The organism is Streptomyces telluris, assembly GCF_024519335.1.
In the GTDB taxonomy this organism is placed as follows: domain Bacteria; phylum Actinomycetota; class Actinomycetes; order Streptomycetales; family Streptomycetaceae; genus Streptomyces; species Streptomyces telluris.
In genome coordinates this window covers 1-16901 of record NZ_JANIID010000052.1, presented here as the reverse complement: position 1 = coordinate 16901, position 16901 = coordinate 1, and the positions used below count along the sequence as shown (strand labels likewise).

The window sequence follows — 16901 nt, the reverse complement described above, 5'->3', positions numbered from 1 at the left end:
TGGGGCACCGTCTGCGGCGGGCTCCGCGCTCCTCACACCGGCCGCCTGGAAGGTCAGCCGCGATCCGGAAGTCGCTCGGGAAGGTCCGCCGCCAGGGCCGCGGCCGCCTGCACCAGTGGCAGAGCGAGCAGCGCCCCTGTCCCCTCGCCCACAGTGACGCCGTGATCGAGCAGAGGGTTGAGCGCCATCCGGTCAAGCGCCTTCGCCTGCGCCGGATCGCCGCCGGCCTGCCCGGCCAGCCACCAGTCCGGCGCCCGGAACGCGACCCGCTGCGCGACCAGCGCGCACGCCGCGGAGACGACTCCGTCGAGGATCACCGGGGTGCGGCGCACCGCGCTCTGCAGCAGGAAACCCGTGGCAGCGGCCAGATCGGCGCCGCCCGTCGCCGCCAGCAGCTCCAGCTGGTCGCCCAGCACCGGGCGGGCCCGGCGCAGGCCGTCCCGGATCGCCGCGCACTTGCGCATCCAGGCCAGGTCGTCGATGCCGAAGCCGCCGCGGCCCGTCACCACCGAGGCGTCCGTGCCGCACAGCGCGCCGATCAGCGTGCCGGCCGCCGTGGTGCCGCCGACGCTCAGGTCGCCCAGAACCACCAGGTCGGTGCCCGAGTCCGCCTCCTCGTCGGCGATGGCCATGCCCGCACGGAACGCCGCCTCCGCCTCCTCGGGCGTCAGCGCGTCCTCGATGTCGATTCGGCCGGATCCGCGCCTGACACGGTGCCGGGTCACCTCCTCCGGCAGCTCCGCCGGATCGCAGTCGACCGCCATGTCGACCACGCGCAGCCGCGCCCCGGCCCGCCGGGCCAGCACCGCGCCCGCGCTCTCGCCGGCCAGCGCCGCCTTCACCAGGACCGCCGCGCCGCCCTCGGGGCCCGCGGAGACGCCCAGCTTCGCGACCCCGTGGTCGCCCGCGAACACCAGGGCAGTGACCTGCTCCACCGGCTTGACCGGCACCGCCCCCTGCGCGGCGGCGAGCCACTCGGCCAGCTCGTCCAGCCGCCCCAGCGCCCCGGGCCGCAGCCCGAGCCGCTCCCGCCGCTCCTCCGCGTCCCGCCGCACGCCCGGATCGGGGCGCTCGATCAGCGTGGCGAAGTCATCAAGATTCAGACCGCTCATCCGCCGAACCCTACCCGCCCGGAGGGCGGCTAGACCTGGCTCGTACGGGTTGCTGCCGGTTCGGCACGGGACGCCTGCGGGGCGACCGGGTCAAGGCGGCGCCTCTTGAATCCGCCGCAGCGCCGCTCAGCCCCCACCGGAGGCGACCGGCGGTGCCGAACCGGCCGCAGGGGAGGCCGTCCGGCACGCCGGGCAGGTCCGCAGGGCTTGCGCGCCGCTGCGGCGGGAAGTCCGGCGCCCGGCGCCCGGTTGAGGCCCGCCCCTACGTCCGCCCCCGCAACGGAAGCACCACCCGGACGCAGAAGCCCGCCGTGTCCCCCTCGCCGGAAGCGGCCACGCATTCGCCGCCCAGTGCCGCCACCCGTTCCCGCATGCCCACCAGGCCGTGCCCGCCCGTGGGCGCGGACCCGCCGGGAGGGCACCCCGTGCCGTCGTCCTGGACGGTCACGGACAGGGCGTCCGGGCCGCGGGTCAGCGTGATCTCGGCCCGTGCCCCGGGGCCCGCGTGCTTGTGGACGTTGGTCAGGGCTTCCTGGACGACGCGGTACGCCGTCAGGTCGACCGCCGCCGGCAGCGTCCCCACCGCCGCGACCGCCTCGGGCCCGCCCGTGACCGTCACGTCCAGCCCAGCCCGGGCGAACCCGTCGACGAGCTGGTCGAGCACGCCGAGGCCGGGCGCGGGCTCGGTGGGCGCCTCCGGGTCGCCGTACTGCCGCAGCAGCCCGACCGTGGCGCGCAGCTCCGACAGCGCCGAGCGGCTGGCCTCCCGCACGTGGGCGAGGGCCTGTTTGGCCTGTTCGGGGCGGCTGTCCATGATGTGCGAGGCGACCCCGGCCTGGACGTTGACGAGCGCTATGTGGTGGGCGACGACGTCGTGCAGCTCGCGGGCGATCCGCAGCCGCTCCTCGGCCACCCGCCGCCGCGCCTCCTCCTCGCGGGTGCGCTCGGCCCGTACCGCCCGCTCCTCGATCGCCGCGACGTAGGCCCGGCGGCTGCGGACGGCGTCGCCCACGGCCCCGGCCAGGGCCGTCCAGGCGAAGAGCCCGAGGTTCTCGGGGGAGTACCAGGGCGGCGCGCCGAGGACCATCACGGCCGCGGTCAGGCCCGCGACCGTGGCCAGGGCGAAGCGCCAGGCCGCCGGGCGCTCGGTGCGCGCGGCGACGGTGTAGAGGGCCACGACCACGGCCATCGCGATCTGGGTGCGCGGGGGACCCCCGCGGTCGGTGGCGATCTCGGCCAGGGTCAGGGCGGACGTCACGCCGAGGACGGTGCGCGGGGCGGACCGCCGCGCCGCCAGCGCGGCGCAGGTCAGCGCGCTCAGCGCCAGGAAGCCGGCCCCCGGCGCCTCCGTGGCCCGGCCCCGCCCCGCGAACGACCCGATGAGGACGATCACGAAGACGGCCAGGGACAGCAGCGAGTCGGCGGCGACCGGGTGCGCCCGCAGCCAGCGGTGCGGGCGGGCCATGCCGGGAACGGCGAGCGAGCTCATCGGGGAAGTCCCGTCTCGTGGCGGCGCCCCCGTCCCGGTGGGGGACAGGGGCGCGGCGGGTGCTGGAGTGCCGGTACCGGGCGGAGCGGGCCCGGGCGGTCAGCCGGGGATGAGGCCGTCGTCGCTCAGCATCGCGCGGACCTCGTCGAGGCTCGCGTCGGGAGCGGGCAGGATCAGCTCGGAGGGTTCCAGGGCGTCGTCGGGCAGCGGGCCGCCCAGCCGGCGCACGGCTTCCAGGAGGGCGTCGAGCGTGCGGCGGAAGCCCTCCTGATCACCGCTCTCCATCTCCTCCAGGAGTTCGTCGTCGAGCTTGTTGAGCTCGACGAAGTGGGCGTCGTCGAGCCTCCACTGCCCTTCCCCCATGATCCGTACGATCATGACGGTCTCTCCCTCGGTCGGTGCGAGTGCCTGGGACCTGCGGACTACTGCTTGTCGAAGCGCGGGCGCTCCTGCTCGGCGCGGGAGGCGGCCTGGCCGCCGTTGCCGCCCTCGATGGCCTGCTTCGGGGCGCTGCCGCCGGCCAGCTCGGCCTTCATGCGCTGCAGCTCCAGCTCCACGTCCGAGCCGCCGGAGAGGCGGTCGAGCTCGGCGGTGATGTCGTCCTTGGCCATGCCCGTGGGGTCGTCGAGCGCGCCGGAGGCGAGCAGCTCGTCGATGGCACCGGCGCGGGCCTGCAGCTGGGCCGTCTTGTCCTCGGCGCGCTGGATGGCCATGCCGACGTCGCCCATCTCCTCGGAGATGCCGGAGAAGGCCTCGCCGATGCGGGTCTGGGCCTGGGCGGCGGTGTAGGTGGCCTTGATGGTCTCCTTCTTCGTGCGGAAGGCGTCGACCTTGGCCTGCAGGCGCTGGGCGGCGAGGGTGAGCTTCTCCTCCTCGCCCTGCAGCGTCTGGTGCTGCGTCTCCAGGTCGCTGACCTGCTGCTGCAGCGCCGCGCGGCGGGAGAGGGCCTCGCGGGCCAGGTCCTCGCGGCCCAGGGCGAGGGCCTTGCGGCCCTGGTCCTCCAGCTTGGAGGACTGGCCCTGGAGCTGGTTGAGCTGCAGCTCCAGGCGCTTGCGGGAGGTGGCGACGTCCGCGACGCCGCGGCGCACCTTCTGGAGCAGTTCGAGCTGCTTCTGGTACGAGTAGTCGAGGGTCTCGCGCGGATCCTCGGCCCGGTCCAGGGCCTTGTTGGCCTTCGCGCGGAAAATCATCCCCATACGCTTCATGACACCGCTCATGGGCCTCGCGCGCCCCCTTCTGACGGACTTCGGCTCCAGCACACCTTGCAGACCCCACAGTAAGGGCCCTGCTTCCATTACCGCACTGTTCGGGCCCCGATGCGCTCCTCCTCCAGGACGATCAGGCGGCCGCCGTCCTCCGGCGCAGGGAGTAGACGTCCACCCGGGGAGAAGTCCGGGAAGGAGCGGGGGAACAACAAGGGCAACGGCCGCCGTTGCCGGATCGTTCCCCCGGACGGGCGGGTGCCCGCTCCCCTTACCCCGTACCCTTGGGTTTCGTGTTCCGAAGCCGTTCCACTTCCAAGGATGAGCAGGCCGCCGCCGCCAAGGTGACCGCGGACCAGCCCCAGCAGCCCCGTGACCCGCAGGCCCCCAAGGGCCGCCCGACCCCCAAGCGCAGCGAGGCGAACTCCCAGCGCCGCGCCATGGCGCACACGCCCGCCAACCGCAAGGACGCCGCCAAGCGCGCCCGCGAGACCCGCCGGGCCGACCTGGCCAAGCAGCGCGAGGCCCTCGCCAACGGGGACGAGCGCTACCTGCCCGTCCGCGACAAGGGCCCCGTCCGCCGCTTCGCGCGCGACTTCGTGGACTCGCGGTACTCCGTGGCGGAGTTCTTCCTGCCGCTCGCCGTCCTCATCCTGATCCTCAGCATGATCAACAAGGGCGCGTTCCAGACGTACGTGCTCCTCGCGTGGATGATCGTGATCGGCCTGATCGTCATCAACTCGGCGGTCACCGGCATCTCCCTCAAGCGCGCCCTCAAGCAGCGCTTCCCCGACGAGAACACGCGCGGCGCGGTGGCCTACGCCATCATGCGCACGCTCCAGATGCGCCGGCTGCGCCTGCCCAAGCCGAAGGTCAAGCGCGGGGAGAAGCCCTGAGCGCCTTCGCGCCCGGCTTCGGTGCCGGTGCGGAGGGGTGGCTCCGGGGGCTCGGAGGCTTACGGAACACGGTCCGGCAGGAGCTGGTCGCACGCCAGCTCGACGAGCAGATAAGCGCCCGCTATCCCGTGGGACGGCGGCTGCGCATCCTCGACGTCGGCCCCGGCCAGGGCACCCAGGCCCTCCGGCTGGCCCGCGCCGGCCACGAGGTCACCGGCCTGGAGTCCGACCCCGTGATGCTCGGCGCCCTGCGCGAGGCGCTGGCCGCCGAGCCGGAGGGCATCCGGGAGCGGGTGCGGCTCGTCCAGGGCGACGGCCGCGAGACCGGCGCCCACTTCACCCCGGGCTCCTTCGACATCGTGCTCTGCCACGGCGTCCTGATGTACGTGCCCGAGCCGGATCCGATGCTCGCCGGCCTGGCCCGGGTGCTCGCCCCCGGCGGCCTGCTCTCCCTCCTGGTGCGCAACGCCGACGCCCTGGCCATGCGCCCGGGCCTCGCCGGCGACTGGGACACCGCCCTCGCCGCCTTCGACTCGCCCGCCTACACCAACCGCATCGGCCTGGAGGTCCGCGCCGACCGCCGGGAGACCCTGACCGCGACGCTCGCCGGGATCGGCGCGCCGCTGCACAGCTGGTACGGCGTGCGGGTCTTCACCGACCAGGCGCTCGACGGCCGTGAGCCGCCGGGGGGCCCGGAGCTGGAACGGCTCCTGACCGCGGAGGACCGCGCGGGCCGGACGGACCCGTACCGCTCGGTGGCGGCGCTGCTGCACCTGTGCGGGGTCCGGGGCTAGCGGCCCCGGGCCCGCCCGGGGCCGCTCCGCCCGGCCCGCACCACCCGTTCGTAGGCCCGGCCGGGACAGGGGCCCCCGTACGGGCAATACTCCGAGCATGGATGGCTCACGCGCCCACGCCCGTGCCACGCTCCTGCTGACCGCCCTCGTCTGCTCCGCCGCGCTGACCGCCGGCTGCTCCGCCACCTCGCCCCGCCCCGCGGAGCGGGAGGGGCCGGAGAAGGCGCCCTCCGTGTCCGGGGCGCCGACCATCCGCGGGTCCGCCGGGGACCTCCAGGCCGCCTACGAGAAGGTGGTCAAGGACGTCCTGCCGTCCGTCGTGCAGATCACCGCGGGCGACAGCCTGGGCTCGGGCGTCGTCTACGACGACAAGGGCAACATCGTCACCAACGCCCACGTCGTCGGCTCCGCGCAGTCCTTCAAGGTCACCCTGGCGACCGGCGGCGGCCCCGTCGGCGCCCGGCTGGTCTCCAGCTATCCCGAGCAGGACCTGGCGGTCATCCGGCTCGACGAGGTCCCCAGGAACCTCAAGCCCGCGGCCTTCGGGGACTCCTCGAAGGTGGAGGTCGGCCAGATCGTGCTGGCGATGGGCAATCCGCTGGGCCTGTCCAGCAGCGTCACGCAGGGCATCGTCTCGGCCGTGGGCCGCACCGTGAGCTCCGGCCGCAGCGGCGGCGGCACCGGCGCCACCATCGCCAACATGGTGCAGACCTCCGCGGCCATCAACCCGGGCAACAGCGGCGGCGCCCTCGTCAACCTCGCGGGCCAGGTGATCGGCATCCCCACCCTCGCCGCCACCGACCCGGAGCTCGGCCGGGGCCCGGCGCCCGGCATCGGCTTCGCGATCCCCGCCGCGACCGTCCGCACCGTCGCGGGCCAGATCGTCAAGAGCGGCAGGGTCACCGACTCCGGCCGGGCCGCGCTCGGCATCACCGGGCGCACGATCATCGGCCCGGACTTCACCCCGGCCGGCGTCGCGGTCGTCGCCGTCACCCAGGGCGGTCCCGCCGACCGGGCGGGCCTGCGCGCCGGGGACGTGATCACCGCGGTGGGCGGGAACGGCATCTCCACGATGCAGTCCCTGTCCGAGGCGCTCGCGGGCCTCAAACCGGGCGAGCGCACCGAGGTGACCTACGACCGGGACGGCACCGAGCACACCACCACCGTGACCCTCGGTGAGATCTGAGACCGCCCGCCGCCCCGGGCGGGGGCGGCGGGCGGCGGGGCGCAGATCAGCTCTCGGCCGCCGCGCGCAGGCTCATCACGTAGATCTCCGCGTCGTCCTCGAACAGCGTCACCTGCTCCGCGCCGCCGTCCAGGAGTTCCTTCCAGACTTCGCCGATCCAGGACTCGGCGTCCCCCTGCGTCGTGAACTCCTCCGGCTCGACCGCCGGGGAGGTCTCCGTCCCGTCGGCCTTCTCGAACCGCCACAACCACGCCATGTCCGCCTCCTGAGTCCCACCGGAACGTGCTGGATAGGTCCTGCATACGTGCTGCGCTGCGCAGCCTAACGGCCCGTCGGCGACGAGAAAGGGTGAGCCCCGCGCGCCCGCCGCGCGCGGACGCGAGACGATCAGTGCGTGGAACTGACACTGCTCGGCACCGGAGCCCCCGAAGGGCTGCCGCGCCCCGACTGCCCCTGCGCCTCCTGCTCCACCGCCGTGGGCGACGAGGCGCGGGCCGCGACCGCGGTCCTCGTCGACGGGGCGCTGCTGCTGGACCTCACCCCCGGGCCGGCCTTCGCGGCGGCCCGCGCGGGGCGGTCGATCGCCGGGGTCCGGCAGGTCCTGCTCTCGCACCCGCACGACGGGCCGGCCGTCGAGTTCCCGGCGGGCCTGCCCGCGCCGGTGCGGGTGCCGGACGGCCGGGAGCTGGCCGTGATCAGCGGCCACCGGATCCGGGCGGTGGCCCTGGACGCCCCGGGCACGGGGTACGAGGTGACCGCCGCGGACGGCGAGCGCCTGCTCTACCTCCCGCCGGGCGCGGCCCCCGCCGGCCTGAACGGGCCGGGCCCCGGCCCGGACCGCCCGGCCGGCCCGTACGACATGGTGCTGCTCGACGTCCTCGGCCGGCCGGACGCGCTCGCCCGGCTGCGCTCCGCGGGCGCCGTCACGGCCACGACGGACGTGCTCGCCGTCCACCTCGACCACGACGTGCCGCCCGGGCGCGAGCTGCACCGGCAGCTGGCCGCGGCCGGCGCCCGCACGGTGCCCGACGGCACGACGCTGGTCGTCGGCGACTACCACGCGGTGCCGGACCTGCCGCGGCGCACGCTGGTGCTGGGCGGCGCCCGCTCGGGCAAGTCCGTGGAGGCCGAGCGGCGGCTGGAGTCGTTCCCCGACGTGCTCTACGTGGCCACGGGCGGCACCCGCCCCGGCGACGCCGACTGGTCGGCGCGGGTGGCCCTGCACCGCGAGCGCCGGCCCGGCTCGTGGCGCACGGCCGAGACCTGCGACCTCGTGCCCCTGCTGGCCGAGGAGGGCCCGCCGCTGCTGCTGGACTGCCTGTCGCTGTGGCTGACGGACGCGATGGACTCGGTCGGGGCGTGGGACGACGAGTCGTGGGCCGACGGGGGAGCGGACGCGCTGGCGGCGCGGGTCGCGGGGCTGGTGGCGGCCGTGCGGGCCACGCGGCGCACGGTCGTGGCGGTGAGCAACGAGGTGGGGTCCGGGGTCGTCCCGGCGACGGCGTCGGGGCGGCGCTTCCGCGACGAGCTGGGCCGGCTGAACGCGGCGGTGGCCGCGGAGTGCGAGCACGTCCTGCTGGTGGTGGCGGGTCAGGCGCTCGCGCTGCGCTGAGCGCTCCGTACCCTGAGGCCCATGCCTGCACCCGACCGCCCCTCCATCCGCGTCCTGCTCGCCGACGACCAGGCCCTGCTGCGGAGCGCCTTCCGCGTCCTGGTGAACTCCGAGCCCGACATGACCGTCGTGGGGGAGGCCGCCGACGGCGCCGAGGCCCTGGAGCTCGCGCGCAGCCAGGCACCGGACGTGGTCCTGATGGACATCCGGATGCCGGGTACGGACGGCCTCGCCGCCACCCGGGCGATCTGCTCCGACCCGGCCCTCGCGGACGTCCGCGTGGTGATGCTGACCACTTTCGAGGTCGACGAGTACGTGGTGGAGTCGCTCCGGGCGGGCGCCTCCGGGTTCCTCGGCAAGGGCGCGGAGCCGGAGGAGCTGCTGTCGGCGATCCGGATAGCGCGGGCGGGGGAGGCGCTGCTGTCGCCCGCGGCGACGAAGGGGCTGATCGCGAGGTTCCTCGCGCAGCCGGGGGAGCCCGAGCGCCCGGCGGGCCGGGCCGTGCGGCTCGACGCGCTCACCGGCCGCGAGCGCGAGGTGCTCGTCCAGGTGGCGGGCGGGCTGTCCAACGACGAGATCGGCGAGCGCCTGGAGGTCAGCCCGCTGACCGTCAAGACGCACGTCAACCGTGCGATGGCGAAGCTGGGGGCGCGGGACCGGGCCCAGCTCGTGGTCATCGCCTACGAGTCGGGCCTGGTCCGGCCGAGGACGGACTAGCGGCGGCTCCCGGGGCCCGCTGCGGAGCCCCGGGAAGCGCGGGCCCCGGGGAAAGCGGGCCCGAGGAGGGTGCCGTGGCGGTTACGGCAGCGCCAGCATCCGCTCCAGCGCGAGCTTCGAGAACGCCGCGACCTCGGGGTCGACCTCGATGCGGTTGACGACCTTGCCGTCCGCGAGGGACTCCAGCGCCCACACCAGGTGCGGCAGGTCGATGCGGTTCATCGTCGAGCAGAAGCAGACGGTCTTGTCGAGGAAGACGATCTCCTTGCCCTCGTCGGCGAATCGATTCGCCAGGCGCCGGACCAGGTTCAGCTCCGTGCCGATGGCCCACTTGGAGCCGGCCGGGGCGGCCTCCAGGGTCTTGATGATGTACTCCGTCGACCCGACGTAGTCGGCCGCGGCCACGACCTCGTGCCGGCACTCGGGGTGCACCAGGACGTTGACGCCCGGGATGCGCTCGCGCACGTCGTCGACCGAGTCGAGCGAGAAGCGGCCGTGCACCGAGCAGTGCCCGCGCCACAGGATCATCTTGGCGTCGCGCAGCTCCTGGGCGGTCAGCCCGCCGTTCGGCTTGTGGGGGTTGTACAGGACGCAGTCGTCCAGGGACATCCCCATGTCGCGGACGGCCGTGTTGCGGCCCAGGTGCTGGTCGGGGAGGAAGAGGATCTTCTCGCCCTGCTCGAACGCCCAGGTCAGGGCGCGCTCGGCGTTGGAGGAGGTGCAGATCGTGCCGCCGTGCTTGCCGGTGAAGGCCTTGATGTCGGCGGAGGAGTTCATGTACGAGACCGGGACCGTCACGTCGGCGACGCCCGCCTCGGTCAGCACGTCCCAGCACTCGGCGACCTGCTCGGCGGTGGCCATGTCGGCCATGGAGCAGCCGGCGGCGAGGTCCGGCAGGACGACCTGCTGGTCCTCGGTGGTGAGGATGTCCGCGGACTCGGCCATGAAGTGCACGCCGCAGAAGACGATGTACTCGGCGTCCGGCCGGGCGGCGGCGTCGCGGGCGAGCTTGAAGGAGTCGCCGGTGACGTCCGCGAACTCGATGACCTCGTCGCGCTGGTAGTGGTGGCCGAGCACGAAGACCTTGTCCCCGAGCTTCGCCTTGGCCGCTCGGGCACGCTCCACCAGGTCCGGGTCGGAGGGCGCCGGCAGGTCGCCGGGGCACTCCACACCGCGCTCGCTCTTCGGGTCGGCCTCGCGGCCGAGCAGCAGGAGCGCGAGGGGCGAAGGAGAGGGGGCCTGGAAGTCCAAGGGCTGGGCGGTGGTCACGTCACGCACCCTTTCTGTTCTGCGGACGGCCGGAAAGGGCCTTGTCGTCAATATGACGCTATCTATCATAACCGCTTCGCGTCACTTTGACGATGGTGATCGCGTCGATGTGACACATTCCCGATCCGGCGAACGGTGTGCGAGCATGAAAGGCGGAATACACCGCAGCAGGCCCGGAATGAATCCGGGAGACCGGCGGTTGCAGCCGAGGGCAAGCAGTCCGCACCAAACCCGGGAGTGAAGCAGATGTCCGTTCAGGACGAGAAGACCACTGTGAGCGACGGCATCCTCCTGTCCGATGCCGCCGCCGCCAAGGTCAAGGCCCTGCTGGAGCAGGAAGGCCGTGACGACCTCGCGCTGCGTGTCGCCGTCCAGCCCGGCGGCTGCTCCGGTCTGCGGTACCAGCTCTTCTTCGACGAGCGCTCGCTCGACGGTGACGTCGTCAAGGACTTCGACGGCGTCAAGGTCGTCACCGACCGCATGAGCGCCCCGTACCTGGGCGGCGCCTCCATCGACTTCGTCGACACCATCGAGAAGCAGGGCTTCACGATCGACAACCCGAACGCCACGGGTTCCTGCGCCTGCGGTGACTCCTTCAGCTAAGCCGTCACCACCCTCATCACCGCGAAGGCGGTGGCCCCGGCCGGGGCCACCGCCTTCGCGGTTTCGTGCGGTGATCCGCTCACTTCTCCTGCTGCCGCTCCACCGGCTTCCCGGTCGAGACGTCCACGACCTTCCGGTCGCCCAGGGGCTCGTCCAGCGTCACCGTCTCGTCGAACTTCTTCGCCATCAGCACGCACTGCCGGCCCGGCTCCTTCTCCGTGCCGGTGACCTTGACCGTCACCGCGGCGGAGGACTGCTCGGCGGAGACCGCGTAGTTCTGGCACACCCCGCCCCAGAAGTGCAGGACGAGCTTCTTGTCCTCCACGCTGTACGACGTCACGTGCACGGGGGACGACTTCGGCTCGCCCTTGCCCGGGCGCTCGGAGCGGTCCTGCGCCGGCGAGGGCTTCACCAGGAACCTCGGGTCCACCGCGGGCTGGGCGACGGTGATCTCCTTGCCTTTCTCCGCGCCCGGCAGGCGCACCTGGAACAGCCACGACGGCACCAGGGCCGGCCGCCCGGCCACCGACTGCGCCGAAAGGCCGAACGCCGCCCCGGTCACCGTCGCCGGCTCGCGCGGCGGCTGCTTGGGCGGGCAGGGCGGTGTGAAGCCGCCCGGCACGTCCGAGCCGTCGTGCGGGACGGGTGAGGCGCAGCCGCCGATCCCGCCGCCACCGGTGCCGCCGCCCTTGTTCAGCTCCTTCAGCGCCTCGGCCGCCGTCACCACCGGGTACGTCGCGCCCTTCGGCGGGACCTGCAGCTGACCGCTGCCGCGCACGATCCGCCCGTCCGCACCGACCTCCAGGGTCGTCCGCCAGCCGAAGGCCGGCAGGCCGTCCGGCACGGGATCGGCGTTGACCGTCCGCACGGCGCCGAAGAGCACCGAGGCGTCCACCTTGGAGTCGTCCTGGCCCAGCGCCTTCAGCACGGGCGCGGCGGCGCCCTTCGCCTTCTCCTCCGGCACCGGCGGCTGCCCGTCCGAGGCCCCGCCCGCCTGCTGCGGGCAGCGGTCGGCGGCGCCGGGGGAGAGGTCGGCCGCGGGGGCCGTGGCCGGTCCCGAGGCCGGGTGCGCACAGCTCCTGCCCGCGTCGCCGAAGCGCGCGAACGACCAGTTGCCCGGCGCCTTGCGGGCCACCCGCAGGACCGGCTCGTCCGCCCCGGGCGGGCCGCCCACCCGCCACACGTCCCCGTCCGCGGCGGGCGCGCCCGGCACGTGCAGGGCCTCGGCGAGCCGGGCCGCGTCCTCGCGGCTCACCTCGCCCTTCGGCAGCCGCACCGGGGCCGTCCGCGGCCCGTCGGGCAGCTTCCCCTCGGCGCGGTAGCGCACGCCGCTCGGGTCCGGCTCGCCCACGGCGATGCCCTGGTGCGGGGGGCCGGAGGGGCCACCGCCCGTGGCCGGGGCGTCCAGCGCGAGGGGCGGTGGCGGGCTCTCGCCGCCCGCCGAGCCCTTGTCCTTGCCGCCGTCGCCCTCCGAGGCCGTGGCCGCCCAGTACGCCCCGCCGCCACCGGCCAGCAGCACCGCCGCCGCGACCGACGCGACCGCGAGCCGGGACCGCTTCCGCTGCTGCTTGCCTTCGGGGCTGCCGCCCTCGGTGCTCACCACATCGCTCCTTCACTCCGCCCAATGTCTGTAGCGCCGCATCCCCTGCGAAGGGGACGCCGTTTGGACGGAGCGCAGGAGCGAGTGGTTCCACCGGGATGCGTCTACACCGGATCTGTCAGTCGCCGTATCCGGGCATCAGTCGCCGTACTCCGACATTCCGTCGATCAGCCGTGGCGCCCCCGCCGGCACCGAGACCCCTCTGATCCACGAGGGCGGGACGACCGCGGCGGCCTGCCGCTGCCCGGTGCCGCCCGTCCAGTGCGGGGACATCCGCGCGCACAGCCCGCGCAGCTCCGCCAGGGATTCGGGCTCGGAGTCGGAGAAAGTGACGTCCTTCACAGGGTTCGGCATGACGGCACCGTATGCACCCCGCGACGCACGATGAAAGGGCTACTATTTGGTAATTTTGTCCGGACGGTGGCCGAAACCGTATCCAGGTGCGATATCCGGACCCGGTAGCGTGGTGTGGCTCGTCTTGTTTCCACCACTCCGCCCGCCCACCTCGCCCCGCAGGAGCAGAACCGCCGTGCGTATCGCTGTCACCGGTTCCATCGCCACCGACCACCTGATGACGTTCCCCGGCCGTTTCGCCGATCAGCTCGTGGCGGACCAGCTGCACACCGTCTCGCTCTCGTTCCTCGTCGACGACCTCGACGTCCGCCGCGGCGGTGTCGCCCCCAACATCTGCTTCGGCATGGGCCTGCTCGGCCTCCAGCCGATCCTGGTCGGCGCCGCCGGCGCGGACTTCGCCGAGTACCGCGCCTGGCTGGAGCGGCACGGCGTGGACACCGGCTCGGTGCGCATCTCCGAGGTCCTGCACACCGCGCGCTTCGTCTGCACCACGGACGAGGACCACAACCAGATCGCGTCCTTCTACACCGGCGCGATGAGCGAGGCCCGCCAGATCGAGCTGCAGCCCGTCGCCGACCGCGTCGGCGGCCTCGACCTGGTCCTGATCGGCGCCGACGACCCCGAGGCGATGATCCGCCACACCGAGGAGTGCCGCTCGCGGGGCATCCCCTTCGCCGCCGACCCCTCCCAGCAGCTGGCCCGCATGGACGGCGACGACATCCGCGTCCTCGTCGAGGGCGCCACGTACCTCTTCACCAACGAGTACGAGAAGGCCCTCATCGAGTCCAAGACCGGCTGGTCGGCGGACGAGATCCTGGCCAAGGTCGGCACCCGCGTCACCACCCTCGGCGCCCAGGGCGTGCGCATCGAGCGCGCGGGCGAGCCCGTCATCGAGGTCGGCTGCGCCCAGGAAGAGGCCAAGGTCGACCCGACGGGCGTCGGCGACGCCTTCCGCGCCGGCTTCCTCACGGGCCTGACCTGGGAGCTCTCCCTGGAGCGCGCCGCCCAGCTGGGCTGCATGCTCGCCACCCTCGTCATCGAGACCCTGGGCACCCAGGAGTACGAGCTGCGCCGCGGCCACTTCATGGAGCGCTTCACCAAGGCCTACGGCGACGAGGCGGCCGCCGAGGTCAAGGCGCACCTGTCCTAGTCGCATCCTGTCCTGGTGCGCGAAAGCCCCTGCCCCCGCCCGGGGGCGGGGGCTCACGCGTCCTAGGTGCGGCGCCGCACGACGTAGGCCGTGCCCCGCTCCGCCGGGCGCTCGCCCACGTACTCCTGCTCCCGCATGCCGCACCAGGCGGGGATGTCCAGCCGCGCGGCCTCGTCGTCGGACAGGACGGTCACCAGCCCGCCCACCGGCACGTCGCCGATGGACTTGGCCAGCTCGATCACCGGGATCGGGCAGCGCTTGCCCAGCGAGTCGATCACCAGCTCCGACGCCGTCCGGGAGACCGGCTCCGGTGCGGCCGGCGCGCCCAGCTGCCGCCGCACGGACGCCACCACGCCCGGCAGGACGTCCAGGAAGCGCTCGACGTCCTCCTCCGCGGTGCCCGCCGGCAGCGACACGCGGACGTTCCCCTCCGACAGCACGCCCATCGCCTGCAGCACATGGCTCGGGGCCAGCGTGCTGGAGGTGCACGAGGAGCCGGAGGAGACCGAGAAGCCCGCCCGGTCCAGGGCGTGCAGCAGCGTCTCGCCGTCGACATACAGACACGAGAAGGTGACCAGATGCGGCAGCCGCCGCGCGGGGTCGCCCACCACCTCCACGTCCGGCACGAGCGCCGGCACCCGCTCGCGGATCCGCGCGACCAGCGCCCGCAGCCGGGCGCCCTCGGTCGCCGCCTCCTGCCGCACGGCCCGCAGCGACGCGGCCGCCGCCACGATCGCGGGCAGGTCGGGGAAGCCCGGCGACCGGCCCGACTCCCGCTCGTCCGCAGGTCCCTGGGGGGCGAAGCGCACCCCCTTGCGCACGGCCAGCAGGCCCACGCCCGCCGGACCGCCCCACTTGTGCGCACTGGCCGTCAGCAGCGACCAGCCGGCCTCCACCGGCCCCCACGCGAGCGACTGCGCGGCGTCCACCAGCAGCGGCACGCCCGCGGCCCGGCACTCCTCGGCCGCTTCGGCCACCGGCTGTACGGTGCCCACCTCGTGGTTGGCGGACTGCAGGGCCGCCAGCGCGGTGTCGGGGCGCAGCGCGGCGGCGTAGGCGCCGGGGGCCACCCGGCCCCCGCGGTCGACGGCGACCTCGGTGAAGCTGCCCCCGGCCGCCTCCAGGGCCGCGGCGGAGTGCAGCACGGCCGAGTGCTCGACGGCGGAGACCACGAGGTGGCGGCCGGTGCGGCGGCGCCCGGCGAGGGCGCCGGCGATGCCGTCGTGCAGGGCGCGGGTACCCGAAGGGGTGAAGACGAGCTCGTCCGGGCGGCAGCCGACGGCCTCCGCGGCCGCCTCGCGGGCGGCGTCCAGCAGCAGCCGGGCCCGGCGGCCCTCGCGGTAGAGCCGGGCGGGGTCGGCCCAGCCCTCGTCGAGGGAGGCCAGCAGCGCCTGGCGGGCGACGGGGTGCAGGGGTGCGGCGGAGGCGGCGTCGAAGTAGGGCACACCCAGAAACTAACCTGCCGCCGGCGCGTGGCCGGTGCGTACCGCCCGACCTGCGAAGCAGCCGTCTGACGGTCCCCCAGACGGCGGCCGGACCCGTGGATTCCATCCCTTCGGGGAGTGACGCGGCGCGTTGGGCACCCTCCCCGCGCGGCCCCAAATAGCGTCCAGTAGGGTTTGGTCCGCATAAACATCCAAACCCCTGCCCGCAGCGGGCCGGCGACCGACCAGCGAGACGGCCGCAGCCGGCCGCACGGGCGAGACTCTCGGGAAGGCGCTACGTGAGTCCCAACGGCTCCGACCGCTCGTCGCGGCGCCCGGTGCGGCGGAAGCTGCTGCAGGCGCTGGCCGCGGGCGCTGTCCTGGCGACCGCCTCCGGTTGCACATATAAGGACTTCCCCCGCCTCGGAATGCCCACTCCCGTCACGGAAGAGGCGCCGCGGATCCTCTCCCTGTGGCAGGGCTCCTGGGCCGCCGCCCTCGTGGTCGGTGTCCTGGTGTGGGGCCTGATCATCTGGAGCGTCATCTTCCACCGGCGCAGCCGGACGAAGGTGGAGGTGCCCCAGCAGACCCGGTACAACATGCCGATCGAGGCGCTGTACACCGCGGTCCCGATCATCATCGTGTCGGTGCTCTTCTACTTCACCGCTCGCGACGAGAACAAGCTTCTCACCAACCCTGAAAAGCCGCAGCACGTCATCAACGTGGTGGGCTTCCAGTGGAGCTGGGCCTTCAACTACATGGAGGACGTCGACGGCAACGCCGCGACCCCGGCGAAGCCGCTCCGTGACAACAAGGAGCTCGACGCGATCCCGGACCGGTTCCTGACGAAGGCACCGAAGGGCGCGGAGGGTGTCTACGACATCGGCATCCCCGGCACGCGCAACGAGCAGACCAACAACCCGGGCCCCACGCTGTGGCTGCCCAAGGGCGAGACGGTTCAGTTCGTGCTCACCTCGCGGGACGTCATCCACTCCTTCTGGGTGGTGCCGTTCCTGATGAAGCAGGACGTCATCCCGGGCCACACCAACAGCTTCACGGTGACCCCGAACAAGGAAGGCACCTTCCTGGGCAAGTGCGCCGAGCTCTGCGGCCAGGACCACTCCCGGATGCTGTTCAACGTCAAGGTCGTCTCTCCTGAGCGTTACAAGCAGCACCTGAAGGAGCTGGCCGCGAAGGGCCAGACCGGCTACCAGCCGGCGGGCATCGCGCAGACGGATCACGCGAAGAACGCGGAGACCAAGAACAAGTGAGCATCCTCAACGAACCCCAGGGTGCCGCCGCCGCGACAGCCACGGCAGCACCGCCAGTCCGCCAGAAGCAGCCCGGTATCAATGCGGTCAAGTGGCTCACCACCACCGACCACAAGACCATCGGCACGATGTATCTGGTCACGTCGTTCGCGTTCTTCTGCATCGGCGGTCTGATGGCGCTGCTGATGCGCGCCGAACTCGCCCGTCCCGGCACGCAGATCA

17 protein-coding genes and 1 pseudogene are annotated in these 16901 nt (G+C 73.6%); 9 read left to right on the top strand and 9 right to left on the bottom strand.

What is annotated here, in order from left to right; all coding sequences use genetic code 11:
* Positions 1–53 precede the first annotated feature (53 nt).
* From NQU55_RS33850 to NQU55_RS33835, 4 genes are all read right to left on the bottom strand, one after another.
* Positions 54–1112, bottom strand: coding sequence for a nicotinate-nucleotide--dimethylbenzimidazole phosphoribosyltransferase (locus NQU55_RS33850; RefSeq protein ID WP_168094792.1), 1059 nt, complete (start codon positions 1110–1112; stop codon positions 54–56).
* 262 nt (positions 1113–1374) lie between these two features.
* A complete protein-coding gene (locus NQU55_RS33845; protein ID WP_256791723.1) occupies positions 1375–2601 on the bottom strand; it encodes a sensor histidine kinase in 1227 nt (408 codons plus the stop codon).
* 99 nt (positions 2602–2700) lie between these two features.
* Positions 2701–2979: a PspA-associated protein PspAA gene (gene pspAA / locus NQU55_RS33840; protein WP_168095056.1), complete on the bottom strand. Its 279-nt coding sequence runs from the start codon at positions 2977–2979 to the stop codon at positions 2701–2703.
* A 44-nt stretch (positions 2980–3023) separates the two neighbouring features.
* Positions 3024–3818 (bottom strand): PspA/IM30 family protein, encoded by a 795-nt coding sequence (locus NQU55_RS33835; protein WP_168095057.1) that lies wholly within the window; start codon positions 3816–3818, stop codon positions 3024–3026.
* A 278-nt stretch (positions 3819–4096) separates the two neighbouring features.
* Between NQU55_RS33835 and NQU55_RS33830 the strand changes: the two genes are divergently transcribed.
* The 3 genes from NQU55_RS33830 (at position 4097) to NQU55_RS33820 (ending at position 6679) form a co-directional block, all read left to right on the top strand.
* Complete coding sequence (locus NQU55_RS33830; protein WP_168095058.1) at positions 4097–4699, top strand: DUF3043 domain-containing protein; 603 nt, start codon at positions 4097–4099, stop codon at positions 4697–4699.
* A gap of 83 nt (positions 4700–4782) precedes the next feature.
* Positions 4783–5493 carry a class I SAM-dependent methyltransferase gene (locus NQU55_RS33825; RefSeq protein ID WP_206329819.1) on the top strand — a complete coding sequence of 237 codons (711 nt, stop codon included), beginning with the start codon at positions 4783–4785 and terminating at the stop codon, positions 5491–5493.
* 97 nt (positions 5494–5590) lie between these two features.
* Positions 5591–6679 (top strand): S1C family serine protease, encoded by a 1089-nt coding sequence (locus tag NQU55_RS33820; protein ID WP_168095059.1) that lies wholly within the window; start codon positions 5591–5593, stop codon positions 6677–6679.
* A 46-nt stretch (positions 6680–6725) separates the two neighbouring features.
* Here NQU55_RS33820 and NQU55_RS33815 read toward each other — a convergent pair whose 3' ends face one another.
* Positions 6726–6935, bottom strand: coding sequence for a glycosyltransferase family 25 protein (locus NQU55_RS33815; protein ID WP_168095060.1), 210 nt, complete (start codon positions 6933–6935; stop codon positions 6726–6728).
* A 138-nt stretch (positions 6936–7073) separates the two neighbouring features.
* On the opposite strand from NQU55_RS33815, the gene NQU55_RS33810 reads away from it, so the two are divergent.
* Positions 7074–8291: a bifunctional adenosylcobinamide kinase/adenosylcobinamide-phosphate guanylyltransferase gene (locus NQU55_RS33810; protein WP_168095061.1), complete on the top strand. Its 1218-nt coding sequence runs from the start codon at positions 7074–7076 to the stop codon at positions 8289–8291.
* A 21-nt stretch (positions 8292–8312) separates the two neighbouring features.
* Positions 8313–9008 carry a response regulator gene (locus NQU55_RS33805; RefSeq protein ID WP_168095062.1) on the top strand — a complete coding sequence of 232 codons (696 nt, stop codon included), beginning with the start codon at positions 8313–8315 and terminating at the stop codon, positions 9006–9008.
* 81 nt (positions 9009–9089) lie between these two features.
* On the opposite strand, the gene nadA is transcribed toward NQU55_RS33805, so the two are convergent.
* Positions 9090–10277: a quinolinate synthase NadA gene (gene nadA / locus NQU55_RS33800; RefSeq protein ID WP_256791722.1), complete on the bottom strand. Its 1188-nt coding sequence runs from the start codon at positions 10275–10277 to the stop codon at positions 9090–9092.
* Positions 10278–10523: 246 nt separating this feature from the next.
* On the opposite strand from nadA, the gene NQU55_RS33795 reads away from it, so the two are divergent.
* Positions 10524–10880 (top strand): HesB/IscA family protein, encoded by a 357-nt coding sequence (locus NQU55_RS33795; protein WP_058044766.1) that lies wholly within the window; start codon positions 10524–10526, stop codon positions 10878–10880.
* Between the two features lie 79 nt (positions 10881–10959).
* On the opposite strand, the gene NQU55_RS33790 is transcribed toward NQU55_RS33795, so the two are convergent.
* Both NQU55_RS33790 and NQU55_RS33785 read right to left on the bottom strand, forming a co-directional pair.
* Positions 10960–12480 carry a hypothetical protein gene (locus tag NQU55_RS33790; protein ID WP_168094986.1) on the bottom strand — a complete coding sequence of 507 codons (1521 nt, stop codon included), beginning with the start codon at positions 12478–12480 and terminating at the stop codon, positions 10960–10962.
* A 138-nt stretch (positions 12481–12618) separates the two neighbouring features.
* The gene (locus NQU55_RS33785) at positions 12619–12834 is read right to left on the bottom strand and encodes a hypothetical protein (RefSeq protein ID WP_168094987.1); all 216 of its coding nucleotides are present in this window, start codon (positions 12832–12834) and stop codon (positions 12619–12621) included.
* Positions 12835–13009: 175 nt separating this feature from the next.
* Here NQU55_RS33785 and NQU55_RS33780 point away from each other — a divergent pair, with 175 nt between their 5' ends.
* The gene (locus NQU55_RS33780) at positions 13010–13984 is read left to right on the top strand and encodes a carbohydrate kinase family protein (RefSeq protein WP_168094988.1); all 975 of its coding nucleotides are present in this window, start codon (positions 13010–13012) and stop codon (positions 13982–13984) included.
* A 62-nt stretch (positions 13985–14046) separates the two neighbouring features.
* Here NQU55_RS33780 and NQU55_RS33775 read toward each other — a convergent pair whose 3' ends face one another.
* Entirely contained in the window at positions 14047–15429 is a 1383-nt protein-coding gene (locus tag NQU55_RS33775; protein ID WP_168094989.1) for a cysteine desulfurase/sulfurtransferase TusA family protein, read from the bottom strand.
* Between the two features lie 278 nt (positions 15430–15707).
* Here NQU55_RS33775 and ctaC point away from each other — a divergent pair, with 278 nt between their 5' ends.
* Positions 15708–16679, top strand: coding sequence for an aa3-type cytochrome oxidase subunit II (ctaC, locus tag NQU55_RS33770; RefSeq protein WP_058044771.1), 972 nt, complete (start codon positions 15708–15710; stop codon positions 16677–16679).
* Positions 16676–16901, top strand: a pseudogene (locus NQU55_RS33765) (aa3-type cytochrome oxidase subunit I); the annotation flags it as partial. The gene ctaC and the pseudogene NQU55_RS33765, both read left to right, overlap by 4 nt.

Bases quoted from the DNA above. Each gene is read 5' to 3' on its own strand.
- NQU55_RS33795 (WP_058044766.1), top strand. From the start codon at position 10,524: ATGTCCGTTCAGGACGAGAAGACCACTGTGAGCGACGGCATCCTCCTG.
- NQU55_RS33805 (WP_168095062.1), top strand. From the start codon at position 8,313: ATGCCTGCACCCGACCGCCCCTCCATCCGCGTCCTGCTCGCCGACGAC.
- NQU55_RS33845 (WP_256791723.1), bottom strand. From the start codon at position 2,601: ATGAGCTCGCTCGCCGTTCCCGGCATGGCCCGCCCGCACCGCTGGCTG.
- NQU55_RS33815 (WP_168095060.1), bottom strand. From the start codon at position 6,935: ATGGCGTGGTTGTGGCGGTTCGAGAAGGCCGACGGGACGGAGACCTCC.
- NQU55_RS33820 (WP_168095059.1), top strand. From the start codon at position 5,591: ATGGATGGCTCACGCGCCCACGCCCGTGCCACGCTCCTGCTGACCGCC.
- NQU55_RS33835 (WP_168095057.1), bottom strand. From the start codon at position 3,818: ATGAGCGGTGTCATGAAGCGTATGGGGATGATTTTCCGCGCGAAGGCC.
- NQU55_RS33785 (WP_168094987.1), bottom strand. From the start codon at position 12,834: ATGCCGAACCCTGTGAAGGACGTCACTTTCTCCGACTCCGAGCCCGAA.
- pspAA (WP_168095056.1), bottom strand. From the start codon at position 2,979: ATGATCGTACGGATCATGGGGGAAGGGCAGTGGAGGCTCGACGACGCC.
- NQU55_RS33850 (WP_168094792.1), bottom strand. From the start codon at position 1,112: ATGAGCGGTCTGAATCTTGATGACTTCGCCACGCTGATCGAGCGCCCC.